This window comes from Streptomyces sp. NPDC001634, from assembly GCF_040298185.1.
Taxonomy (GTDB): Bacteria; Actinomycetota; Actinomycetes; order Streptomycetales; family Streptomycetaceae; genus Streptomyces.
In genome coordinates, this window is record NZ_JBEOZU010000056.1 from 44,958 (window position 1) to 62,279 (window position 17,322).

The window sequence follows — 17,322 nt, forward strand, 5'->3', positions numbered from 1 at the left end:
CAGGGGGCGGGGACCTATGCGAAGACTCGTTCGAACGCGGCCCGTGTCGTCGTACCGGGAGTGCGGTCCAGCACGGCGAAGACGACCTCCCCGAAGTACCCCTCGAACCGCCCCTTGACCAGGAGCTCGCGGAACGCCCCGGCCACCTGCGCCGGGTCGTTCCGGAACACCCCGCAGCCCCATGCACCCAGTACGAGCCGCCGGTAGCCGCAGGCGGCCGCCGTCTCCAGGACCCGCTCGGCCCGCGCAGCGAGGGCGCGGGGCAGCTCCGTGGCGCGCTCCGGCGCCCTGCTCAGCACCACGCCGGCGTTCGGCGCCGCCGCGGTCAGGAAGCCGACCGCGTAGGGCTCGTCGAGCAGGCGTCCGCGGTCGTCGCGGAACACGGGCACGGCGGGTGAATGGATGACCCGGTCCGTGTAGAACGGGTCGCGGTGCGCCCGGTGGTGGTCGTAGAACTCCCTGATCTCGCGGACGCACGTGTACAGCGCGGAGGCACGGCACAGGGCCTCCTCCTGGGCCTGCGCCCCGTTCAGGAAGCCGCCGCCCGGGTTGCGCGCGGAGGCGAAGTTCAGGACGGCCACCGGTTCACCCGAACGGGCGGTGAGACGTCGGGCGGCTTCCAGACTGCTCTCCCCGGTGACCTCGAAGAGCGTGCCGACGGGTGCGGCCTGCGGTGTTTCCACCGGGTCCGGTCCGAACATCCGCGTGGCGGCGCGAGCGGCCTCGACCGCCGCGGCGATGGTCACCGTACGCCCGTCGGACGTGCGGTAGCTCCCCGCCGCGACGATCTCCTCCGTCTGCTGTGCGATCCCGCGCAGGCGCGCGCTCACGGCGCCACCCCCGTGGGCGCCGCGAGTGCGTGGCGCGCGGTCCCTCCCGACGCACCGCCGATCTCCCCCGTCGTGCTCATGAACGCATGGTGAGCGATGCTGGTCGTACGCCGCAACAGAGTTTCCCGGCCCCGAAACCACCGTCCTCGATCTGGAGTACAGCCGACAAGTAGTCCGGAAGGGAACGATATGCACCCTTGTGCGAATGCGCTTGAGGGTCTTGGGTGGGACGAGCGTTGCCGACCCGGCCCATCGATACCGGGGCGGCGGCATGGTGGAATCTCAGGAGGATCCCGACATGTCCGATTCGGTGAGTGACTGTACGGAGCCCCGCTCCGCTGTCACCGAGGCCGAGGTGGAGGCGCTGGTCCGCGGCATCTGTTTCAAGACCGGGCCACCGCGCTCCCTCGGCGTCGAAGTGGAATGGCTCGTCCACGAGCTGCGGAAACCGTGGCTCCCGGTACCACCAGAGCGTCTCCGAGCGGCCTACGCCGCACTGCGGACCCTGCCCCTGCGTTCGACGCTCACCGTCGAACCCGGCGGCCAGCTGGAGCTCAGCTCCCCTCCGGCCGCCTCCCTGATGGAGTGCATAGGGTCCGTCTCCGCCGACCTCGACGCGGTGCGCGCCGTGCTCGACCCGGCGGGTATCGGGCTCAGCGGCTACGGCCAAGATCCGTGGAACCCCCCGCGACGCTATCTCCGCGAACCGCGCTACGACGCCATGGAGTCCTACCTCGACCGCACCGGTCCCGAGGGACGGTCGATGATGTGCTCCTCCGCCTCCGTCCAGGTCTGCCTGGACGCCGGTCACGAGGAGCCCGGCCCGCTGGGGGTCGGACGGCGCTGGTGGCTGGCGCACCAGCTGGGGGCCGTACTGGTCGCCGCGTTCGCGCACTCCCCGCTGTCCCGGGGCCGGCCCACGGGCTGGCGCTCCACACGGCAGTCGCTGTGGACCGCCATGGATCCGGGGCGCAGCAGCGCTCCGCTCCTGGACGGCGACCCGCGCGCCTCCTGGGCCCGGCATGTGATGGACGCACCGGTGATGTGCGTCCGGGCGGAGACCGGTCCGTGGCGCGTGCCGGACGGCATGACCTTCCGGGAGTGGATGCGGTCCGCCGACCCGCCGGACCGCGGCGACCTCGACTACCACCTCACGACCCTGTTCCCGCCGGTCCGGCCCCGCGGCCACCTCGAACTCCGCATGATCGACGCCCAGCCGGGCGACGACGGATGGATCGTGCCGCTCGCCGTGACGACCGCGCTCTTCGACGACCCCGAGGCCGCCGAGACCGCCTACCGGACGGTGAAGCCCCTTGCGGAGCGGGCGGACGCGCGGCCCGCTCCGTGCAATCCGCTGTGGGTCGCCGCGGCCCGCGACGGTCTGACCGATCCCGAGCTGCACGAGGCCGCCGTCGTCTGTTTCGCGGCCGCGGCCGAGGCGCTGCCCCGGCTCGGCGCCACCGACGACGTCCGGCGTGCCGTCGCGGAGTTCACCGACCGCTATGTGGCCCGGGGCCGCTGCCCCGCCGACGATCTGCTTCTCCAGTTCCACGGGAAGGACACCCGTTCCGGCGGGGAGGACACCCGGTTCCACGGGAAGGACATCCGCACATGACCGACGAACGGTCACCGATCGACCCCCATCAGATACGGAAGCGTGCGCTGGATGCGCTGACCACGGCCCGCGAGCGGACCGCGCTCCTGACCACCTGTGTCGAGGACCCCGACCTCATGGCCCAGCACTCCCCGCTGATGTCGCCGTTGGCCTGGGACCTCGCGCACATCGGCAACCAGGAAGAGCTGTGGCTGCTGCGCACCGTCGCGAGGCGCGAGGCCATGCGGCCCGAGATCGACGGGATCTACGACGCCTTCGAGCACCCGCGCGCCGAACGGCCCTCGCTGCCGCTGCTGCCGCCCGACGAGGCCCGGCGCTACGCCGCCGAGGTACGCGGCCGGGCCCTGGACGTGCTGGAGAGCACGCCGTTCGAGGGCCATCGCCTGACGGAGGCGGGCTTCGCCTTCGGCATGATCGCCCAGCACGAGCAGCAGCACGACGAGACGATGCTGATCACCCATCAGCTCCGCAAGGGGCCGCAGGCGCTCACGGCACCCGATCCGGAGCCCGTGCCGCCGTACACCGGTCCGTCCGAGGTGCTCGTACCCGGTGGCCCGTTCACGATGGGCACCTCCACCGAGCCGTGGGCGCTGGACAACGAACGGCCCGCGCACCAGCGTGTGGTTCCCGCCTTCCACATCGACGCCACCCCGGTGACGAACGCCGCCTACCAGGCCTTCATCGAGGACGGCGGCTACGGCGACGAGCGGTGGTGGACCCCGGAGGGATGGGCTCACATCCGCACGCACGGCATCGACGCCCCGCTGTTCTGGCGCCGCGAGGGCGGGCAGTGGCTGCGCCGGCGCTTCGGCGTCACCGAGGTCGTACCGCCCGCCGAGCCGGTACTGCATGTCTGCTGGTACGAGGCGGACGCGTACGCGCGCTGGGCGGGGCGCCGGCTGCCCACCGAGACCGAGTGGGAGAAGGCGGCCCGCCACGACCCGGAGACGGGCCGCTCCCGACGCTATCCGTGGGGCGACGCCGACCCGGCGCCCGAGCACGCCAACCTCGGGCAGAGGCATCTGCGCCCCGCGCCGGTCGGCAGCTATCCCGCGGGTGCGTCACCGCTCGGCATACGGCAGTTGATGGGTGACGTGTGGGAGTGGACCGCGAGCGCCTTCCTGCCGTACCCGGGGTTCACCGCATTCCCGTACAAGGAGTACTCGGAAGTGTTCTTCGGGCCGGAGTACAAGGTGCTGCGCGGCGGTTCGTTCGCCGTGGACCCGGTGGCCTGCAGGGGCACGTTCCGCAACTGGGACTATCCGATCCGGCGGCAGATCTTCTCCGGCTTCCGCACGGCCCGGGACGCCTGATGTGCCGTCATCTCGCCTTCCTGGGACCCGAGGAGCCGCTCGGCCTGCGCCTCGTGGAACCCCCGCACAGCCTGTACCGGCAGTCGTGGGCACCGCGGCGGCAGCGGTACGGGACGGTCAACGCCGATGGTTTCGGCGTGGGTTGGTACGCCGAGGGGGATCCGGTACCGGCGCGGTACCGCCGCGCCGGGCCCATCTGGGGCGATCAGTCCTTCGCCGATCTGGCGCGGGTCGTACGCTCGGGCGCCTTCCTCGGCGCCGTCCGGGACGCGACCGTGGGCAGTGCCGACGGGGAGGCCGCGGCGGCGCCGTTCGCCGCGGGCACCTGGCTGTTCAGCCACAACGGGGCCATCACCGGATGGCCCGGATCGCTTGCCGCCCTCGCACAGTCCCTGCCGCCGGCCGAACTGCTGTCACTGGAGGCACGCTGCGACTCGGCGCTCGTCTGGGCGCTGGTGCTCAGCCGGCTGCGCGCCGGGGACGAGGAGGGGCAGGCGCTGGCCGACACGGTGCTGGAGGTCGCCGCGGCGGCCCCCGGCTCCCGGCTCAACCTGCTGCTCGTCAACGGCGGGACGATCACCGCGACCGCGTGGGGCGACACCCTCTGGTACCTCACCGAGCCCGGCCGCCGCACCATCGTGGCCTCCGAACCGTACGACGACGACCCGCAGTGGCAGGAGGTGCCCGACCGCACGCTGCTCGCGGCCACCCGCACCGACGTCCTGCTGACCCCGCTCAAGGACCTGCGCGACCACATGGCATCCGCACCCCCCGAGGAGCCCAGCACGTGAGCCCGTTCCTTCTCACCCGTACCCTGCCCGAGGACGCCACGGACGCCGAGCTGCGCGCGGACGTGCTGCACGGCCTCACCTGCACGCCCAAGACACTGCCGCCGAAGTGGTTCTACGACGCACACGGCAGCGACCTGTTCGAAAAGATCACCGAACTGCCGGAGTACTACCCCACGCGCGCCGAGCGGGAGATCCTGATCGCCCGCGCCGGGGAGATCGCGGCCGTGACCGGCGCGCGCACACTGGTCGAGCTGGGCTCCGGCTCGTCCGAGAAGACCCGGTACCTGCTGGACGCGCTGACCGGACTGCACACATACGTGCCGGTCGACGTCAGCGAGAGCGCCCTGACCCAGGCCGGGCACGCGCTGATCGACGAGCGGCCCGGCCTGAACGTCCACGCGCTCATCGCCGACTTCACCGGCGGCCTCACCCTGCCGGGCACCCCAGGGCCGCGGCTCGTCGCGTTCCTGGGCGGCACGATCGGCAATCTGGTGCCCGCCGAGCGCGCGACGTTCCTCAAGTCCGTACGGTCCCTGCTGGCACCCGGGGACACGCTGCTGCTCGGTACCGACCTGGTGAAGGACGAGTCGGTACTGGTGGCCGCGTACGACGACGCGGCCGGAGTGACGGCCGAGTTCAACAAGAACGTGCTGACGGTCGTCAACCGTGAGCTGGGCGCCGACTTCGACGTCGACGCGTTCGCCCACGTGGCCCTGTGGGACGCCGAGAACGAGTGGATCGAGATGCGGCTGCGCGCACGTTCGGCGCAGACCGTGAAGATCCCCGCACTCGACCTGGCGGTCGACTTCGCGGCGGGTGAGGAACTGCGCACGGAGGTGTCGGCGAAGTTCCGCGAGGACGGAGTACGTCACGAACTGGCCACTGCGGGGCTGGATCTGACGCACTGGTGGACGGATGAGGAGGGCAGGTTCGCACTGTCGTTGAGCATGGCCCGCTGACACCTCGACCGCGGCCCAGGTAGGCGAGGCGGGTGTCGCCCGGCCCTGCGCGGCGCCCGCCGCCATGACCGCGCCACCCGCCTCGCCCGCGATCGCCGGGGCGAGGGTGGTCAGCCCCCGATGTCTCGCGGCCCGCCGTGCCATGCGGCACGGTGGAGTGACGTGTGACATAGCCGCCACGCGGAGAGGAGCAGCAAACATGACCGATCACACCTACCGGGTCACCGAGATCGTCGGCAGCTCGCCCGAGGGCGTCAACCAGGCCATCCGCAACGGCATCGCCCGTGCCTCACAGACCCTGCGCAACCTGGACTGGTTCGAGGTCACGCAGGTCAGGGGCTATATCGACAACGGGCAGATCAAGCACTACCAGGTCGGTCTGAAGGTGGGCTTCCGCCTCGAGGACGGCGAGTGACCGCACCGGGGCCTCACACACGCCCCTCACGCTCCTGGGCGTCCTTCAGCACGGCGGAGGAGGACGCCCAGCGGGCCCGTACGACCGTGAAACCGGCCCGTTCGGCGTCCTGGCAGACGAGTTCGTCGTCATCGACGAGAACGCGTATCTCATGGCCGCGGGCCAGCTCGTGGAGAATCTCCAGCTTGGTGACGCGGGCGGGCCTGCGGTCGCCGTTGGACCGCATGTAAAGACGCCCCTGGGGCAGCCCATGGGCGGCAAGCCAGTCAAGAGTGTCGCGCCGGCAGCGCGCGGGCCGCCCGGTCAGATAGACGATCTCGCAGTCCTCCGCGCTCTTCCGCACCAGCGCCGTGCCCTCCACCAGCGGCGGGTCCTGCGGCGCTGCGGCGAAGAACGCGGCCCAGTCACGCGGTTTCGTCTCCAGGAAACGCTGCCGATGCGCGGTGTCGGCGAGGGTGTTGTCGAGATCGAATACGGCGACCGGTCTGCTGTTGTTCGTCACGCGGCAACTCTAGAGAGCGCCTCGGCGACGGCAGTGACCCGGGGGCGGGCTGTGACCGGCCCTCGCGACGGCCTGCCTCGCTCCGCGCGCGTTTCCCTCAGCCGCCCGGCCGCGCGGGCTCCGGCGGCCACAGACCGGGCGCCAGCAGATTGGGCGCGTCGGCCGATGTCTCGCTGACCGGGTCGACGGTCATCTGGGCCGGCCGGCATGCCCCACTCCCCCGCCATGGCGGCGTTCACCCGCAGGATCGTTCCGTCGGTCGTGCAGTACGCGGTGGGCAGTGAAAGCCGGTCGAAACGGGGACGCGTCACCGACGACATGGGCGCTCACTACGTATGCAAGTAGTACGGGGCGGACCAGTGCCACTCGAACGGGGGAACGCCACCCACAAAGGGGTGACCGGCACCTTCGCCCTAACCCTCTGACCAGGCCTTTATCCATCTCCCTGAGTACAACTCACCGACTTCAGCACTGAGTCACGACGGATTCTCGTACAGCAGTGGTATATGACCCAACCATGGCCAATCCTCACGTTGCGGACCACGCGCCGGCACCGACGAGTCAAGGCGTCAGCGCACTAGCGCCCGTCACCGTCCCCAAACGAACCGGGGGCGGCGGGCCGCGCGTCCGTCGCCCCCTGCTCAGCCGGCTCCTGCCCGGCGCCGGGCCGGCACTCGCCCTGTTCGCCGCCATCCGCGTCGCCGGTATCGCCGCGATCGCCGTGGTGAACCACATGGCCGGCCACCCGCTGCTCAAGGGACTGGCGCACTCGTGGGACTCCGCCTGGTACCAGCACATCGCCCGGTCCGGCTACGGCACCTACGTCCACATCCTCCCCACCACCGGCGCCGTCCAGCGGGACTGGGCGTTCTTCCCGCTCTACCCGGGACTCATCCGCGCCCTGTACACTGTCCTTCCGGTCACTCCTGGTTCCGCCGCCCTGCTGATCGCCTGGGCCGCCGCGGGGGCGGCAGCGTACGGCATCTATGCGATCGGCCATCATCTGTACGGACGAGCGGTCGCCACCGCGCTCGTCGGCGTGTGGGGGGCCCTGCCGCACTCCGTCGTCCTCAACATCGCGTACACGGAGCCTCTGTTCGCCGCACTCGCCGCCTGGTCGCTGTACGCCGTGCTCAAGGGGCGCTGGCTGTGGGCGGGTTCGCTGGCCGCCCTCGCGGGCCTCACCCGGCCCACCGGCTTCGCCGTGGCCGCGGCGCTGGGCATCGTGGCGGTGCACGAGATCATCAGATGGCGTGGGCGTGTTCCCGTCGGGCTGTGGATCGGCGCCGCGATCGCCCCCCTCGGCTGGGTGGGCTTCGTCCTGTGGGTCGGCGACCACACCGGCGATCTGCTGGGCGGCTACTTCACGGTGCAGCGCGCCTGGGACTCCCGCTTCGACTTCGGTCTCGGCTCGCTCCACTTCCTCAAGGGGCTGCTCCTGCACGGCGGCCGGGTCGTCTACCCGATGGCGCTGGTGATCGTCGCGGCGGCCGTCCTGCTGTTCTGCCTGCTGTGCTTCGAGCGCGTCCCACTGGCGCTGATCGTCTACGCCGGGATACTGCTCCTGGTCACGGTCGGCGGTTCCGGCCCGTACGCGTCGAAGCCGCGCTTCCTGGTGCCCGCGTTCCCCCTGCTGATCCCGCTCGCACTGGCCTTCGCGCGGACCTGGAGGACCCGGCCGAAGAAGGCCTTTCTGCTCGGCGCGTCCCTCGTTTTCGTCTCCGTCGCCTACGGGACCTACCTGATGGCGGGTAACCCCACGCCGCTGTGATCCCGTCGGCCGGAAGCCTGCCGGTCGACGCGACGGCTTGACCGGTACGGCGGCAGCGGCGGCCCGGTGCCGGTCGGGAGCCGGGCCTGTCCCGCTGCCGGCAGTCCCCAAGCCGACCGAGGTCACCGTGGGGCGCCGAGGCGAGCCGGGCTCCACCCCTGCCCTGCCGGTCCGGGGCACCCGCACAGCTTCCGGCAGCCGGCATCCGCTGTCGGTACACGGTCTGCGTCTGCTGATAGGCCGTCAGACCCTCCGGACCGAGTTCACGGCCGTGGCCGCCGGCCTTCACGCCGCCGAACGGGGCCGCACGCCGCTTCGCGGACACGGGCGGAGCCTCGGCGCACACCGCTCGCCCACGGCCCCGGCACCCGTCCGAGCTCCCCGATGCATGGGTGGCGGGGATCGGAGGGGGCGAAGCGCGCACCGTGTTCGTCGCCCACGCCGGCGCCCTGCTCGACGGGACCACGACGGGGCGGGCCCTGGTACTCAACAGCCTGCCCGACCATGACGCGCTCCCGCGCCCCGAACCCGGCGAACGGCTGGCCGTGCTGGCCGACGCACCGGAGGGAAGGTTCGGTACGGTGCCGGTGGCCATCGGGGGAAAAGCCTCAGGGCGGAGTCCGGCCGCCCGGGGGGACACCCAGCTGGTGTGGGCAGCCCTGGTGGGCGCGACAGCGGCCCTGCTGTTTCTGCTCGGACGCCGCCGCGGCGGTCGGCCGCACCGCAACACCTGAACCTCTCCCCGGCCCCGACCACCGGCGCGGCTCCGGCTCCCGGCTCGCTCGTCCTGTTCTCGCCTGGCTGCTCCACCGGACCCGACGGCGAGCAGGACTGCTCCTGGCAGTGCCGTCTGCCTCTGGACTGGCGGCCGCAGGAGCCCGACGGCACCCGGGAGGCGCGGCTGAGCCGACGGGGCGCGCCGGCCGGGACTCTTCGGGTCGACCCGCCGCGCCCCGGCCTCGTGGCCCGCCTGTGGCGCACCGTACGGTTCGCGGCGACCTTCGGCCGCGACAAGCGCAACGCCACATCGCCGGTGAACCGGTACACCCGGCACGCCGTGCTGAGTCTGAATCCCGTTCCCGCCCACGACACCGCCCCCGACCCGCTGCACGACGACCTACGGACGGTGGCCGGGGAGTGGCACGTCCTGCTGACGCCCGTCGGGCGTACGGAAGCGGGCACCACCGTCGCGGTCGCACACCTGCCGGTGACCTGCCCCGAATGCAACTCGACGCGCGGCGGCGGGATATGCCTCCTGCTGCCACTCCCAGGAGGCCAAGAGCCGTGAACGCATCCCCGCCCCGAGTGAGCTATCCCGGAATCTCGTCCGAGGCCTACGAGCATCCGCTCGCCCAGGCGGCGCTGTCGACCGTCCGCAAGGCCAAGGGCTTCGACCTGGTGCTCAAGAAGGCGGTCGGCACCACCACCGAGGCCATCGTGCGGATGCACCACCTCGCTTCCGCAGTGAAGGTGGGCGACACCCAGTTCCGCCGACTCCACGCGGTGATGACGGAAGCCGTGCACACCATGGACGTGGCGGACCCGCCCCAGCTCTATGTCAACCGCAGCGTCGGGTTCAACGCGATGACGATCGGGTTCGACAAGCCCTTCATCGTGCTCGGCTCGGATCTGATCGACGACATGAGCGATGACGAGGTCCGCTTCGTCATCGGCCACGAGTTGGGGCACGCGATGTCCGGCCACGCCCTCTACGAGAGCCTGGCATGGTTCCTGGCGTCCGTCGGCGCGAGTGGTCTGTCCGGAGTTCCCGGCGGAGCCTTGGTGGTCAAGGGGATCGAGCTGGCCCTCCAGGACTGGGCGCGCAAGTCGGAGCTCTCCGGCGACCGCGCCGGGCTGCTGGTCGGACAGGACCTGGAGGTGGCCGTCCGTACGCTGATGAAGCTCGCGGGCGGGAAGCAGACCGAGGAGATGAATCCCCGGGCGTTCCTGGAACAGGCCGCCGAGTTCGAGGACGGCACCACCGGGCTGCGCAACCGCATCGTCAAGTGGCTGATGCCTTCCTCCGACCATCCCCTGCTGGTGGTCCGTGCCGCGGAACTCGACCGCTGGGTACGGGACGGGGAGTACGGAAGGATCGTCCATGAGGGCGACTACCCCCTGCGGGGCGAATCGGCATCGGTGTCCGGCAAGGTCATCCAGGGCCTGAACGACGCCCGGCGCCGGACGTCCCTCGACGCGGGCAGCGGCACGGCGGTCGGCCGCCTGGGCCGACTGGGGCGGCAAACAGGCGCCCGCGGCCTCTTCGACGGCCTGCCGAAGGACTGAGACACCCGGTACGGACCCGGCACCGCTTCGGCCTGCGCTGCCGCCGCACAGGACCAGGCGATCCTGTCTGGCCCGTACCGGCGCGGGTACCCGGAGCGGTGTCGGAACTCTCTGGGGAGATGACTCGCATGCTCTTCATCGGACTGCTCCTCCTCGCGGCCACCGGCGCCTTCACCGCCCTGGCGATCGAAGGCAACCTGTCCGGCGGCCCCGACTACACGGTGTCCGTGCTCGGTCACAGCATCGCCGCCATGAACCCGCTCGCGATCTTCAGCGCCGGTCTCGCCCTGGCGCTCCTGTTCGCGCTGGGTCTGGCCACGACGGTGAGCGCGGCGACGCACCACCCCCGGCACAAGAGTCCGCGAGCGCACCGGCGGCGCCGGACCACCTCGGTCGACGAGATGACGGGACCCGATCCCCGGCCTTGAGTGCCTTGAGTGCCTTGAGGCGCCCTCAACCGCTGGGGTCGGCCTTGCTGATGTCCGCCAGGACCGACTGGGGGTCCTCCGTTGCGGCCAGGTCGCCCAGGCTGACGATGCCGACCGGGCAGCCGCCGCTCTCCACGACGGGGAGCCTGCGTACGGCGTACCGGCGCATCAGCTCGGCCGCGTGGTCGGTCGTGTCGTCGGGCGTCAGTGTCACCACCGGGGGACGGGTGCACACCGAGCCCGCGGTCGTGGTGTTCGGGTCGCGGTCCTCGGCGATCGCCCGGACCACGATGTCGCGGTCGGTGAGCACACCGAACAGGTCGCGGTCGTACGTCACCAGGACGTCGCCGACGCCCTGTTCACGCATCAGGCGGGCCGCCCGGGCCACGGAGGTCATCGGCTCGACGGCGATCGCGCCACGGTGCATCACGTCACGTATCTGCCTGCTCACGAGAGCCTCCCGGATCGTCCGGTGGGAGTACTGCGCGGCCTCTCACCAGGCCGCGTCGGGGTCCGGAGCGGCGTGCCAGCCGCTCCAGTGGTGGACGGTGACCACGGTCACCGGTCCATCCGGCGGGTTGTCCCGGTACTGGGGATACTTCTGCGTCAGCAGGGCGAGTGCAGACGCGTACTCGTGCCGGTCCTGCTCGGCGTCCGCGCCGGGCGGCACGGTCCGGGCGCCTCCGTCCGCGCGTACCCACCACAGCCGCTCCCAGTCCTCGTCGTACGCGTCCACCAGCAGGCACACGGCCGGAGTCACGGCGATGTTGTGCAGCCGCTTCAGCCGCTGGGAGCTCTTCGGCTTCCGATCGACGACCATGACGATCCCTCCGTCGTCGCGCAGGGCGAACACGACCGGTACGAGGTGGGGGCGTCCCTCGGGGTCCACCGTCGCCAGCCGCGCGACCCGGGCCGCGGTGAACCGCCGCCGTGCCTCGTCCTCTGCCATCCGCGGCACTGCCGCTCCTCCTCCCTGCCGCCCGTCTCACCGAGGGGCGGCCGCCGACGAGCCGCAGCCGGGTATCCGGCGTCCGGCTCTTTACACCGTCTCGCACTTTGTCCGGGTCCACCGCCCGAAGACATGGGCAGCCCCTGCCAGGCAAGGAGGCCGTCGTGGAATTCGACGTGATCGTGGAGATCCCCCAGGGATCGCGCAACAAGTACGAGATGGACCATGAACTGCACCGGCTCCGTCTGGACCGGATGCTGTTCACGTCCACCCAGTACCCGGCCGACTACGGCTACATCGACCACACCCTCGGCCGGGACGGCGACCCGCTCGACGCCCTCGTCCTGGTCGGCGACCCCACATTCCCCGGTTGTGTGATCGAGTGCCGCGCCGTCGGCATGTTCGTCATGAAGGACGAGAAGGGCCCCGACGAGAAGATCCTGTGTGTCCCGGCCCACGACCCGCGCTACGCGGACGTGCAGGACATCGTCGACGTCCCCTCCTTCGACCGGCTGGAAATCACGCACTTCTTCGAGGTCTACAAGGACCTGGAGCCCGGCAAGTCGGTCGAGGGTTCCCACTGGGAGGGCCGTGACCAGGCGTACGCGGAGATCGAGGCCTCCCGTCGGCGGCTCACCGAGGGCTGACCACCGCGTTCACGAGCGGCGCATCCCGGTGACGGCCGGCAGGATCAGCGCGAAGGCCTGGAGCCACACCAGCAGGCCCAGCACCGCCACTCCGGGCAGGGCGGGCACGCCCCGCACCGGGCCGAAGGTGCCGCCCGTGAGCGCGAGCACCTGTCAGCCCTCGGGCCCTGGGCGGGCCGTGTCGTCCCAGTGGGCGAGATCGTGCAGGGCCGCGGCCGTCCTCGTGAATCCGTCGGCGCCGAGCAGGGCACGCAGCTCCGCGTTGAAGCGGTCGATCTCCGGCCGGGCCGAGCGCAGCACGCGGCTCCCGTCCTCGGTCAGCTCCAGCACGACGGCCCGGTGTTCGCGCGGATGCGCCCGCTTGGCGACGAGCCCGGCGGCGGTGAGCCGTCCGACGAGTCCGGTGACCGCCGATTCGCGCAGCCCGAGGGCCTGCGCGAGCTGTTGCTGGGTGAGGCCCGGCTGGTCGTGGACCGCGAACAGGGCGCCCAGCTGTGCGGTCGTGATCCCTGCGGCGGCCAGCAGACGCCGGTCCGCATCGGTGCGCAGCCGGTGCGCGGCTCGCTGCAGCAGGAAGAAGAGACGCTGGTCGGGCTCGGGCATGGCCCGATGTTGACAGACACTCCCGGCGGACGCCATGCTCACTTCACCAGTGAAGTGAGGTGCCCGTGAACGACGTCCTGGACTTGGCACTGGCCCAGAAGGTGCTCGAGGCGCAGCCTTTCAGTGTTTTCCTGGGCGCCCGACTGGTGGCCTTCGGCGACGGCGAGGCCATGCTGGAGCTGGACATCCGCGACGAACTGCGTCAGCAGTACGGCTCCGTACACGGCGGAGTGCTCAGCTACGCGGCGGACAACGCGCTGGCCTTCGCGGCGGGGACCGTCGCCGGCAACCGGCTGATCACCTCCGGCTTCGCCATCGACTTTCTGCGGCCGGCCCAGGGCGAGATCCTGCGCGCCCACGGCCAGGTGGTCCGGGCGGGCCGCACCCGTGTCGTCTGCCGCTGCGATCTGTCCACCGTCGACAGCACCGGCGCGGAGAAGATGTGCGCGGTGGCCCAGGGCACGATCGCGGTGACGGAGTCCGCGAACGCGGCGTGAGTCAGCCGCCCACGCCCTCTCGGTCGCGTGAAAGCACCGTCACGTGATGGAAGTTGCACGATGAGGGTGAGTTCCCGGAATGGGGCCACGTCTGGTGCGCCTGAAGCGCCATGCTCACCAGGCTCAGCAACAGGTCGACGTCGGCATCGCAGTCGAGGTGCACAGTCACCCATCGTGAGCCGGGCACCATACGGATCGCGGTCGACTCCGCCAGGTCGCCGGAGATGCGCTGGATGGCCCCGCTGGTCAGATGCAGGTCCGCCTCGTGGTCGGTGTGGAAGTGGACGATCTCGTTGTGCGGAGAGCGGAGCGCCCGCCCCGTGCCGCAACTGGCCGGTCCCGCCGTGAGGTCGGGCCAGTCCGTGAGCCGCTCCAGGGCGCGCTGGGCCAGATTCATGGTCCCATCGTCGTCTCCTCACTCGCTCGCCACCAGAGGTTGAGGGATCCGTAACCGGGACGTGAGGTTGACCGGACGGGGCGAGGGCGATCGACCGGACGGTGGTGAGCAGGGCGGCCAGGGCCGCACAGCCGTGGGTGAGCGTGACGATGATCGTGACGAGCAACGGCCCGCCGACGTCGCCGAGTTCACGGATGAGTCCGGCGGCGCCCATGATCCGACCGAGCCGCTCGGCGGTGATGCGCACCGACACGGCCGCACCCGTGGCGACGACACCGAGACCGGCTGCCCGGCCCGAGACGGCTAGGAAGCCCAGGTGACGGCGTCCCCGTACGTCCCACCGACCTCACACACTCAGCCGGTACGGCAGCATGCACACCACCACGTCGGTACGGGCCCGCAGGACGGTGGCCAGAAGCAGACCACGCGGCGCCGGATCCAGCGTTCACTGGACCTGGAAAAAACCGGCCGGCCGACACATGAGGCCTGGGCCGGATCGACAGAACATGTCGAGCCCCCTCCCGGCTTGACCTCAAGCGCACTTGAGGCACGAGCCTCTGCTCATGACGACACAGACGGATCACGCAGAGATCAGCACGCTCGTCCACCGCTTCTTCCTGGCACTGGACGAGCGGCGGTTCACAGCCGGGTGGGCGGACGGCTTCGTCACCCGCGACACCCGGATGGAGACACCCCTGGGGACGTCCCACGGAGCCGATGCGGTCCGCGCCACCGAGGAGGCCCTTGGGCGTTATGCCCGCACCCAGCACATCGCCACCGGGATCGTCACGGACGCGGACGCCGGAGCCGAGCGGGCCAAGGCCTCATGGAACGCCTTGATGACCCACGTACATCACGACGCCACGCTCAATCAGCGCGATGACGTGGCCGACCCCCTCTTCACGGTGGGCGGCCGCTTCGAGGCCGAGCTGCGCCGCGGCGCGGACGGCTGGCGCTTCAGCCGGGTGACGGTCCGGCCGATCTGGACGAAGGGGCAGCCGCCCCTGGGCATCGGGGAGCAGGAGGTCCGTGGCGGCCATGGCACGGGGCAGTGACGTAACGCTGGGTGTTCCTCCTCGCCTCTTCGCGGCTCGCCGGCCCACCCCCGCACCGCCTTCCACTCCGTCTGAGACACCGCCTTTGATGTGTTCCTGGCACGAGCTTGATGCAGCACTGCCGCCGCCCGACCTTTCTTAACGGAAGATTGACGCGACCGGCCCCCCTCATCCATGGGTGAGGCGTCACTCTCCGCTTACGCTGGTGCGGCCATCCGTGTGGTGGCCGATTCCCGCACCGAGCCGTACGCCAGGAGAGCACGCCCATGGCCACCACCGAACACCCACCTGCGAGCCGATTGCGGACGTGGATGCTGGAGGGGCTGTCCGACATGGGCAAGGGCACCCCGCAGGATCAGCAGGCGGAGCCCGAACCCGCGCACCAGGGTCAGCGATGGTGGCGGGTGATGTGCCTGACCGGTGTCGACTACTTCTCCACCCTCGGCTACCAGCCCGGTATCGCCGCCCTCGCCGCCGGCCTGCTCTCCCCGATCGCCACCGTCGTACTCGTGATCGTCACCCTGGCAGGCGCCCTGCCGGTGTACCGGCGCGTGGCAGAGGAGAGCCCGCACGGCGAGGGCTCCATCTCCATGCTGGAGCGGCTGCTGTCCTTCTGGCAGGGCAAACTGTTCGTCCTGACCCTGCTGGGCTTCGCCGCCACCGACTTCCTGATCACCATCACCCTCTCGGCCGCCGACGCCTCCACCCACCTGGTGGAGAACCCCCACCTCACCAGCACCCTGCACGGCCGGCAGATGCTGATCACTCTGATCCTGGTCGCCCTGCTCGGTGCGGTGTTCCTGAAGGGCTTCCTGGAGGCCATCGGCGTCGCGGTCGCCCTGGTGGTGGCCTACCTCGGACTCAACGCCGTCGTGGTGGTCGTGGGCATGTGGCATGTGGTCACCGCCGGGCACGTGGTCACCGACTGGACCAGCGCCCTGACCACCGAGCACGGAAACATTTTCGCCATGATCGGCGTCTCCCTGCTCGTCTTCCCCAAGCTGGCCCTCGGCCTGTCCGGCTTCGAGACGGGTGTCGCCGTCATGCCCCATGTGCAGGGCGATCCCGGCGACACCGAGGAGAAGCCCGCGGGCCGGATCCGGGACACGAAGAAGCTGCTCACGGCCGCGGCGCTGATCATGAGCGTCTTCCTGATCGCCACCAGCTTCATCACGACGGTGCTGATCCCGGAGAACGAGTTCAAGGCGGGCGGCCAGGCCAACGGCCGCGCACTCGCCTACCTCGCGCACGAGTACCTGGGCAACACCTTCGGCACGATCTACGACATCTCGACGATCGCGATCCTGTGGTTCGCGGGCGCCTCCGCCATGGCCGGGCTGCTCAACCTGATGCCCCGCTATCTCCCCCGCTACGGCATGGCCCCGCACTGGGCCCGCGCCGTGCGCCCCATGGTCATCGTCTTCACCCTGGTCGCCTTCCTGGTCACCTGGATCTTCGACGCCAACGTCGACGCCCAGGGCGGCGCCTACGCCACCGGTGTACTGGTCCTGATGTCCTCCGCGGCGATCGCGGTGACGATCGCCGCCCGCAAGGCGGCCCAGCGGGGATGGACCATCGGCTTCACGATCGTCTCGGCGGTCCTCCTGTACGTCACCGTCGTCAACGTCATCGAGCGCCCCGACGGTGCGAAGATCGGCGCCTGCTTCATCGCCGGCATCATCCTCGTCTCGCTGCTCTCCCGGCTCGCCCGCGCCTTCGAACTGCGCGTGACCAGCGTGACGCTGGACGACATGGCGGAACGCTTCGTCCGGGACATCGCCAGCCGGAAGATACGTTTCATCGCCAATGAGCCCGAGACCCGGGACATCGCCGAGTACCGAGCCAAGATCGAGCAGATCCGCGCCGACAACGACATCACCGCACAGGACGACTTCGTTTTCGTGGAGGTGACCGTCGGCGACCCCTCCGAGTTCGAGGCGGGTCTGCACGTACGCGGCGAGGTCCTGCACGACCGCTACCGGGTGCTCACCCTGGAGTCGTCCTCCATCCCCAACGCCCTTGCCGCGCTCATGCTGCACGTCCGCAACACGACCGGCTGCACCCCGCACATCTACTTCGAATGGACCGAGGGCAACCCGTTCACCAACTTCCTGCGCTTCTTCCTCTTCGGCCAGGGCGAGGTGGCACCGGTGACCCGCGAGGTCCTGCGTGAGGCGGAGCCGGACCGCAAACGGCGGCCGCGGGTTCACGTCGGCTGAACCCGGGACACATGTCAGGGGCCGTGGTCCCGCGGGATCCCGCGG

22 protein-coding genes are annotated in these 17,322 nt (G+C 70.7%); 15 read left to right on the forward strand and 7 right to left on the reverse strand.

What is annotated here, in order from left to right; translation table 11 throughout:
- Positions 1 to 14 precede the first annotated feature (14 nt).
- On the reverse strand, positions 15 to 830 hold the full coding sequence (locus tag ABT186_RS30930; RefSeq protein ID WP_351927848.1) for a TIGR02452 family protein: 816 nt from the start codon (positions 828 to 830) through the stop codon (positions 15 to 17).
- Positions 831 to 1,128: 298 nt separating this feature from the next.
- On the opposite strand from ABT186_RS30930, the gene egtA reads away from it, so the two are divergent.
- The 5 genes from egtA to ABT186_RS30955 all read left to right on the forward strand — a co-directional run bounded on the left by egtA (position 1,129) and on the right by ABT186_RS30955 (position 5,923).
- Positions 1,129 to 2,445: an ergothioneine biosynthesis glutamate--cysteine ligase EgtA gene (egtA, locus tag ABT186_RS30935; protein ID WP_351231816.1), complete on the forward strand. Its 1,317-nt coding sequence runs from the start codon at positions 1,129 to 1,131 to the stop codon at positions 2,443 to 2,445.
- Positions 2,442 to 3,758, forward strand: a complete 1,317-nt coding sequence (gene egtB / locus ABT186_RS30940; RefSeq protein ID WP_351927850.1) for an ergothioneine biosynthesis protein EgtB — start codon at positions 2,442 to 2,444, stop codon at positions 3,756 to 3,758. Before egtA ends, egtB begins: the two co-directional genes overlap by 4 nt.
- A complete protein-coding gene (gene egtC / locus ABT186_RS30945) occupies positions 3,758 to 4,549 on the forward strand; it encodes an ergothioneine biosynthesis protein EgtC (protein ID WP_351927852.1) in 792 nt (263 codons plus the stop codon). Before egtB ends, egtC begins: the two co-directional genes overlap by 1 nt.
- A complete protein-coding gene (gene egtD / locus ABT186_RS30950) occupies positions 4,546 to 5,508 on the forward strand; it encodes an L-histidine N(alpha)-methyltransferase (RefSeq protein WP_351231810.1) in 963 nt (320 codons plus the stop codon). Before egtC ends, egtD begins: the two co-directional genes overlap by 4 nt.
- A 199-nt stretch (positions 5,509 to 5,707) precedes the next feature.
- Entirely contained in the window at positions 5,708 to 5,923 is a 216-nt protein-coding gene (locus ABT186_RS30955) for a dodecin (protein WP_351231808.1), read from the forward strand.
- A gap of 13 nt (positions 5,924 to 5,936) precedes the next feature.
- Here ABT186_RS30955 and ABT186_RS30960 read toward each other — a convergent pair whose 3' ends face one another.
- Positions 5,937 to 6,425 (reverse strand): phosphatase domain-containing protein, encoded by a 489-nt coding sequence (locus tag ABT186_RS30960; protein ID WP_351231806.1) that lies wholly within the window; start codon positions 6,423 to 6,425, stop codon positions 5,937 to 5,939.
- A 517-nt stretch (positions 6,426 to 6,942) separates the two neighbouring features.
- On the opposite strand from ABT186_RS30960, the gene ABT186_RS30965 reads away from it, so the two are divergent.
- The 5 genes from ABT186_RS30965 to ABT186_RS30985 all read left to right on the forward strand — a co-directional run bounded on the left by ABT186_RS30965 (position 6,943) and on the right by ABT186_RS30985 (position 10,910).
- On the forward strand, positions 6,943 to 8,196 hold the full coding sequence (locus ABT186_RS30965; protein ID WP_351231804.1) for a putative hexosyltransferase: 1,254 nt from the start codon (positions 6,943 to 6,945) through the stop codon (positions 8,194 to 8,196).
- Positions 8,197 to 8,588: 392 nt separating this feature from the next.
- Positions 8,589 to 8,930 (forward strand): hypothetical protein, encoded by a 342-nt coding sequence (locus ABT186_RS30970; protein WP_351927854.1) that lies wholly within the window; start codon positions 8,589 to 8,591, stop codon positions 8,928 to 8,930.
- Positions 8,846 to 9,484 carry a hypothetical protein gene (locus ABT186_RS30975; protein WP_351927856.1) on the forward strand — a complete coding sequence of 213 codons (639 nt, stop codon included), beginning with the start codon at positions 8,846 to 8,848 and terminating at the stop codon, positions 9,482 to 9,484. The genes ABT186_RS30970 and ABT186_RS30975 overlap by 85 nt, the downstream gene beginning before the upstream one ends.
- Positions 9,481 to 10,482 (forward strand): M48 family metallopeptidase, encoded by a 1,002-nt coding sequence (locus ABT186_RS30980; RefSeq protein ID WP_351235693.1) that lies wholly within the window; start codon positions 9,481 to 9,483, stop codon positions 10,480 to 10,482. Before ABT186_RS30975 ends, ABT186_RS30980 begins: the two co-directional genes overlap by 4 nt.
- A gap of 128 nt (positions 10,483 to 10,610) precedes the next feature.
- Positions 10,611 to 10,910, forward strand: coding sequence for a hypothetical protein (locus tag ABT186_RS30985; protein ID WP_351927858.1), 300 nt, complete (start codon positions 10,611 to 10,613; stop codon positions 10,908 to 10,910).
- 25 nt (positions 10,911 to 10,935) lie between these two features.
- Here ABT186_RS30985 and ABT186_RS30990 read toward each other — a convergent pair whose 3' ends face one another.
- Together ABT186_RS30990 and ABT186_RS30995 are read right to left on the reverse strand one after the other, a co-directional pair.
- Complete coding sequence (locus ABT186_RS30990; RefSeq protein ID WP_351927860.1) at positions 10,936 to 11,361, reverse strand: CBS domain-containing protein; 426 nt, start codon at positions 11,359 to 11,361, stop codon at positions 10,936 to 10,938.
- Between the two features lie 42 nt (positions 11,362 to 11,403).
- Positions 11,404 to 11,868, reverse strand: coding sequence for a TIGR03668 family PPOX class F420-dependent oxidoreductase (locus ABT186_RS30995; protein ID WP_351235698.1), 465 nt, complete (start codon positions 11,866 to 11,868; stop codon positions 11,404 to 11,406).
- A gap of 155 nt (positions 11,869 to 12,023) precedes the next feature.
- On the opposite strand from ABT186_RS30995, the gene ABT186_RS31000 reads away from it, so the two are divergent.
- Positions 12,024 to 12,506, forward strand: coding sequence for an inorganic diphosphatase (locus ABT186_RS31000; protein ID WP_351235700.1), 483 nt, complete (start codon positions 12,024 to 12,026; stop codon positions 12,504 to 12,506).
- A gap of 9 nt (positions 12,507 to 12,515) precedes the next feature.
- Here the strand turns inward: ABT186_RS31000 and ABT186_RS31005 are convergent, their stop codons facing one another.
- Positions 12,516 to 12,656, reverse strand: coding sequence for a hypothetical protein (locus tag ABT186_RS31005; protein ID WP_351235702.1), 141 nt, complete (start codon positions 12,654 to 12,656; stop codon positions 12,516 to 12,518).
- 3 nt (positions 12,657 to 12,659) lie between these two features.
- Complete coding sequence (locus tag ABT186_RS31010) at positions 12,660 to 13,109, reverse strand: MarR family winged helix-turn-helix transcriptional regulator (RefSeq protein ID WP_351235703.1); 450 nt, start codon at positions 13,107 to 13,109, stop codon at positions 12,660 to 12,662.
- Positions 13,110 to 13,174: 65 nt separating this feature from the next.
- Here ABT186_RS31010 and ABT186_RS31015 point away from each other — a divergent pair, with 65 nt between their 5' ends.
- Positions 13,175 to 13,606, forward strand: a complete 432-nt coding sequence (locus ABT186_RS31015) for a PaaI family thioesterase (RefSeq protein ID WP_351235705.1) — start codon at positions 13,175 to 13,177, stop codon at positions 13,604 to 13,606.
- Between the two features lies 1 nt (position 13,607).
- On the opposite strand, the gene ABT186_RS31020 is transcribed toward ABT186_RS31015, so the two are convergent.
- Positions 13,608 to 14,003, reverse strand: a complete 396-nt coding sequence (locus ABT186_RS31020) for a luciferase domain-containing protein (RefSeq protein WP_351927862.1) — start codon at positions 14,001 to 14,003, stop codon at positions 13,608 to 13,610.
- Between the two features lie 61 nt (positions 14,004 to 14,064).
- On the opposite strand from ABT186_RS31020, the gene ABT186_RS31025 reads away from it, so the two are divergent.
- From ABT186_RS31025 to ABT186_RS31035, 3 genes are all read left to right on the forward strand, one after another.
- A complete protein-coding gene (locus tag ABT186_RS31025; RefSeq protein ID WP_351927864.1) occupies positions 14,065 to 14,310 on the forward strand; it encodes a hypothetical protein in 246 nt (81 codons plus the stop codon).
- Positions 14,311 to 14,566: 256 nt separating this feature from the next.
- Positions 14,567 to 15,058 (forward strand): nuclear transport factor 2 family protein, encoded by a 492-nt coding sequence (locus ABT186_RS31030; RefSeq protein ID WP_351927866.1) that lies wholly within the window; start codon positions 14,567 to 14,569, stop codon positions 15,056 to 15,058.
- Positions 15,059 to 15,324: 266 nt separating this feature from the next.
- Positions 15,325 to 17,277: an APC family permease gene (locus ABT186_RS31035; protein WP_351927867.1), complete on the forward strand. Its 1,953-nt coding sequence runs from the start codon at positions 15,325 to 15,327 to the stop codon at positions 17,275 to 17,277.
- Positions 17,278 to 17,322 lie beyond the last annotated feature (45 nt).

Coding starts and splice junctions, on each gene's coding strand:
- ABT186_RS31010 (WP_351235703.1), bottom strand. CDS start 13,109: ATGCCCGAGCCCGACCAGCGTCTCTTCTTCCTGCTGCAGCGAGCCGCG.
- egtB (WP_351927850.1), top strand. CDS start 2,442: ATGACCGACGAACGGTCACCGATCGACCCCCATCAGATACGGAAGCGT.
- ABT186_RS30955 (WP_351231808.1), top strand. CDS start 5,708: ATGACCGATCACACCTACCGGGTCACCGAGATCGTCGGCAGCTCGCCC.
- ABT186_RS31030 (WP_351927866.1), top strand. CDS start 14,567: ATGACGACACAGACGGATCACGCAGAGATCAGCACGCTCGTCCACCGC.
- ABT186_RS30985 (WP_351927858.1), top strand. CDS start 10,611: ATGCTCTTCATCGGACTGCTCCTCCTCGCGGCCACCGGCGCCTTCACC.
- egtA (WP_351231816.1), top strand. CDS start 1,129: ATGTCCGATTCGGTGAGTGACTGTACGGAGCCCCGCTCCGCTGTCACC.
- egtC (WP_351927852.1), top strand. CDS start 3,758: ATGTGCCGTCATCTCGCCTTCCTGGGACCCGAGGAGCCGCTCGGCCTG.
- ABT186_RS31020 (WP_351927862.1), bottom strand. CDS start 14,003: ATGAATCTGGCCCAGCGCGCCCTGGAGCGGCTCACGGACTGGCCCGAC.
- ABT186_RS31035 (WP_351927867.1), top strand. CDS start 15,325: ATGGCCACCACCGAACACCCACCTGCGAGCCGATTGCGGACGTGGATG.
- ABT186_RS30965 (WP_351231804.1), top strand. CDS start 6,943: ATGGCCAATCCTCACGTTGCGGACCACGCGCCGGCACCGACGAGTCAA.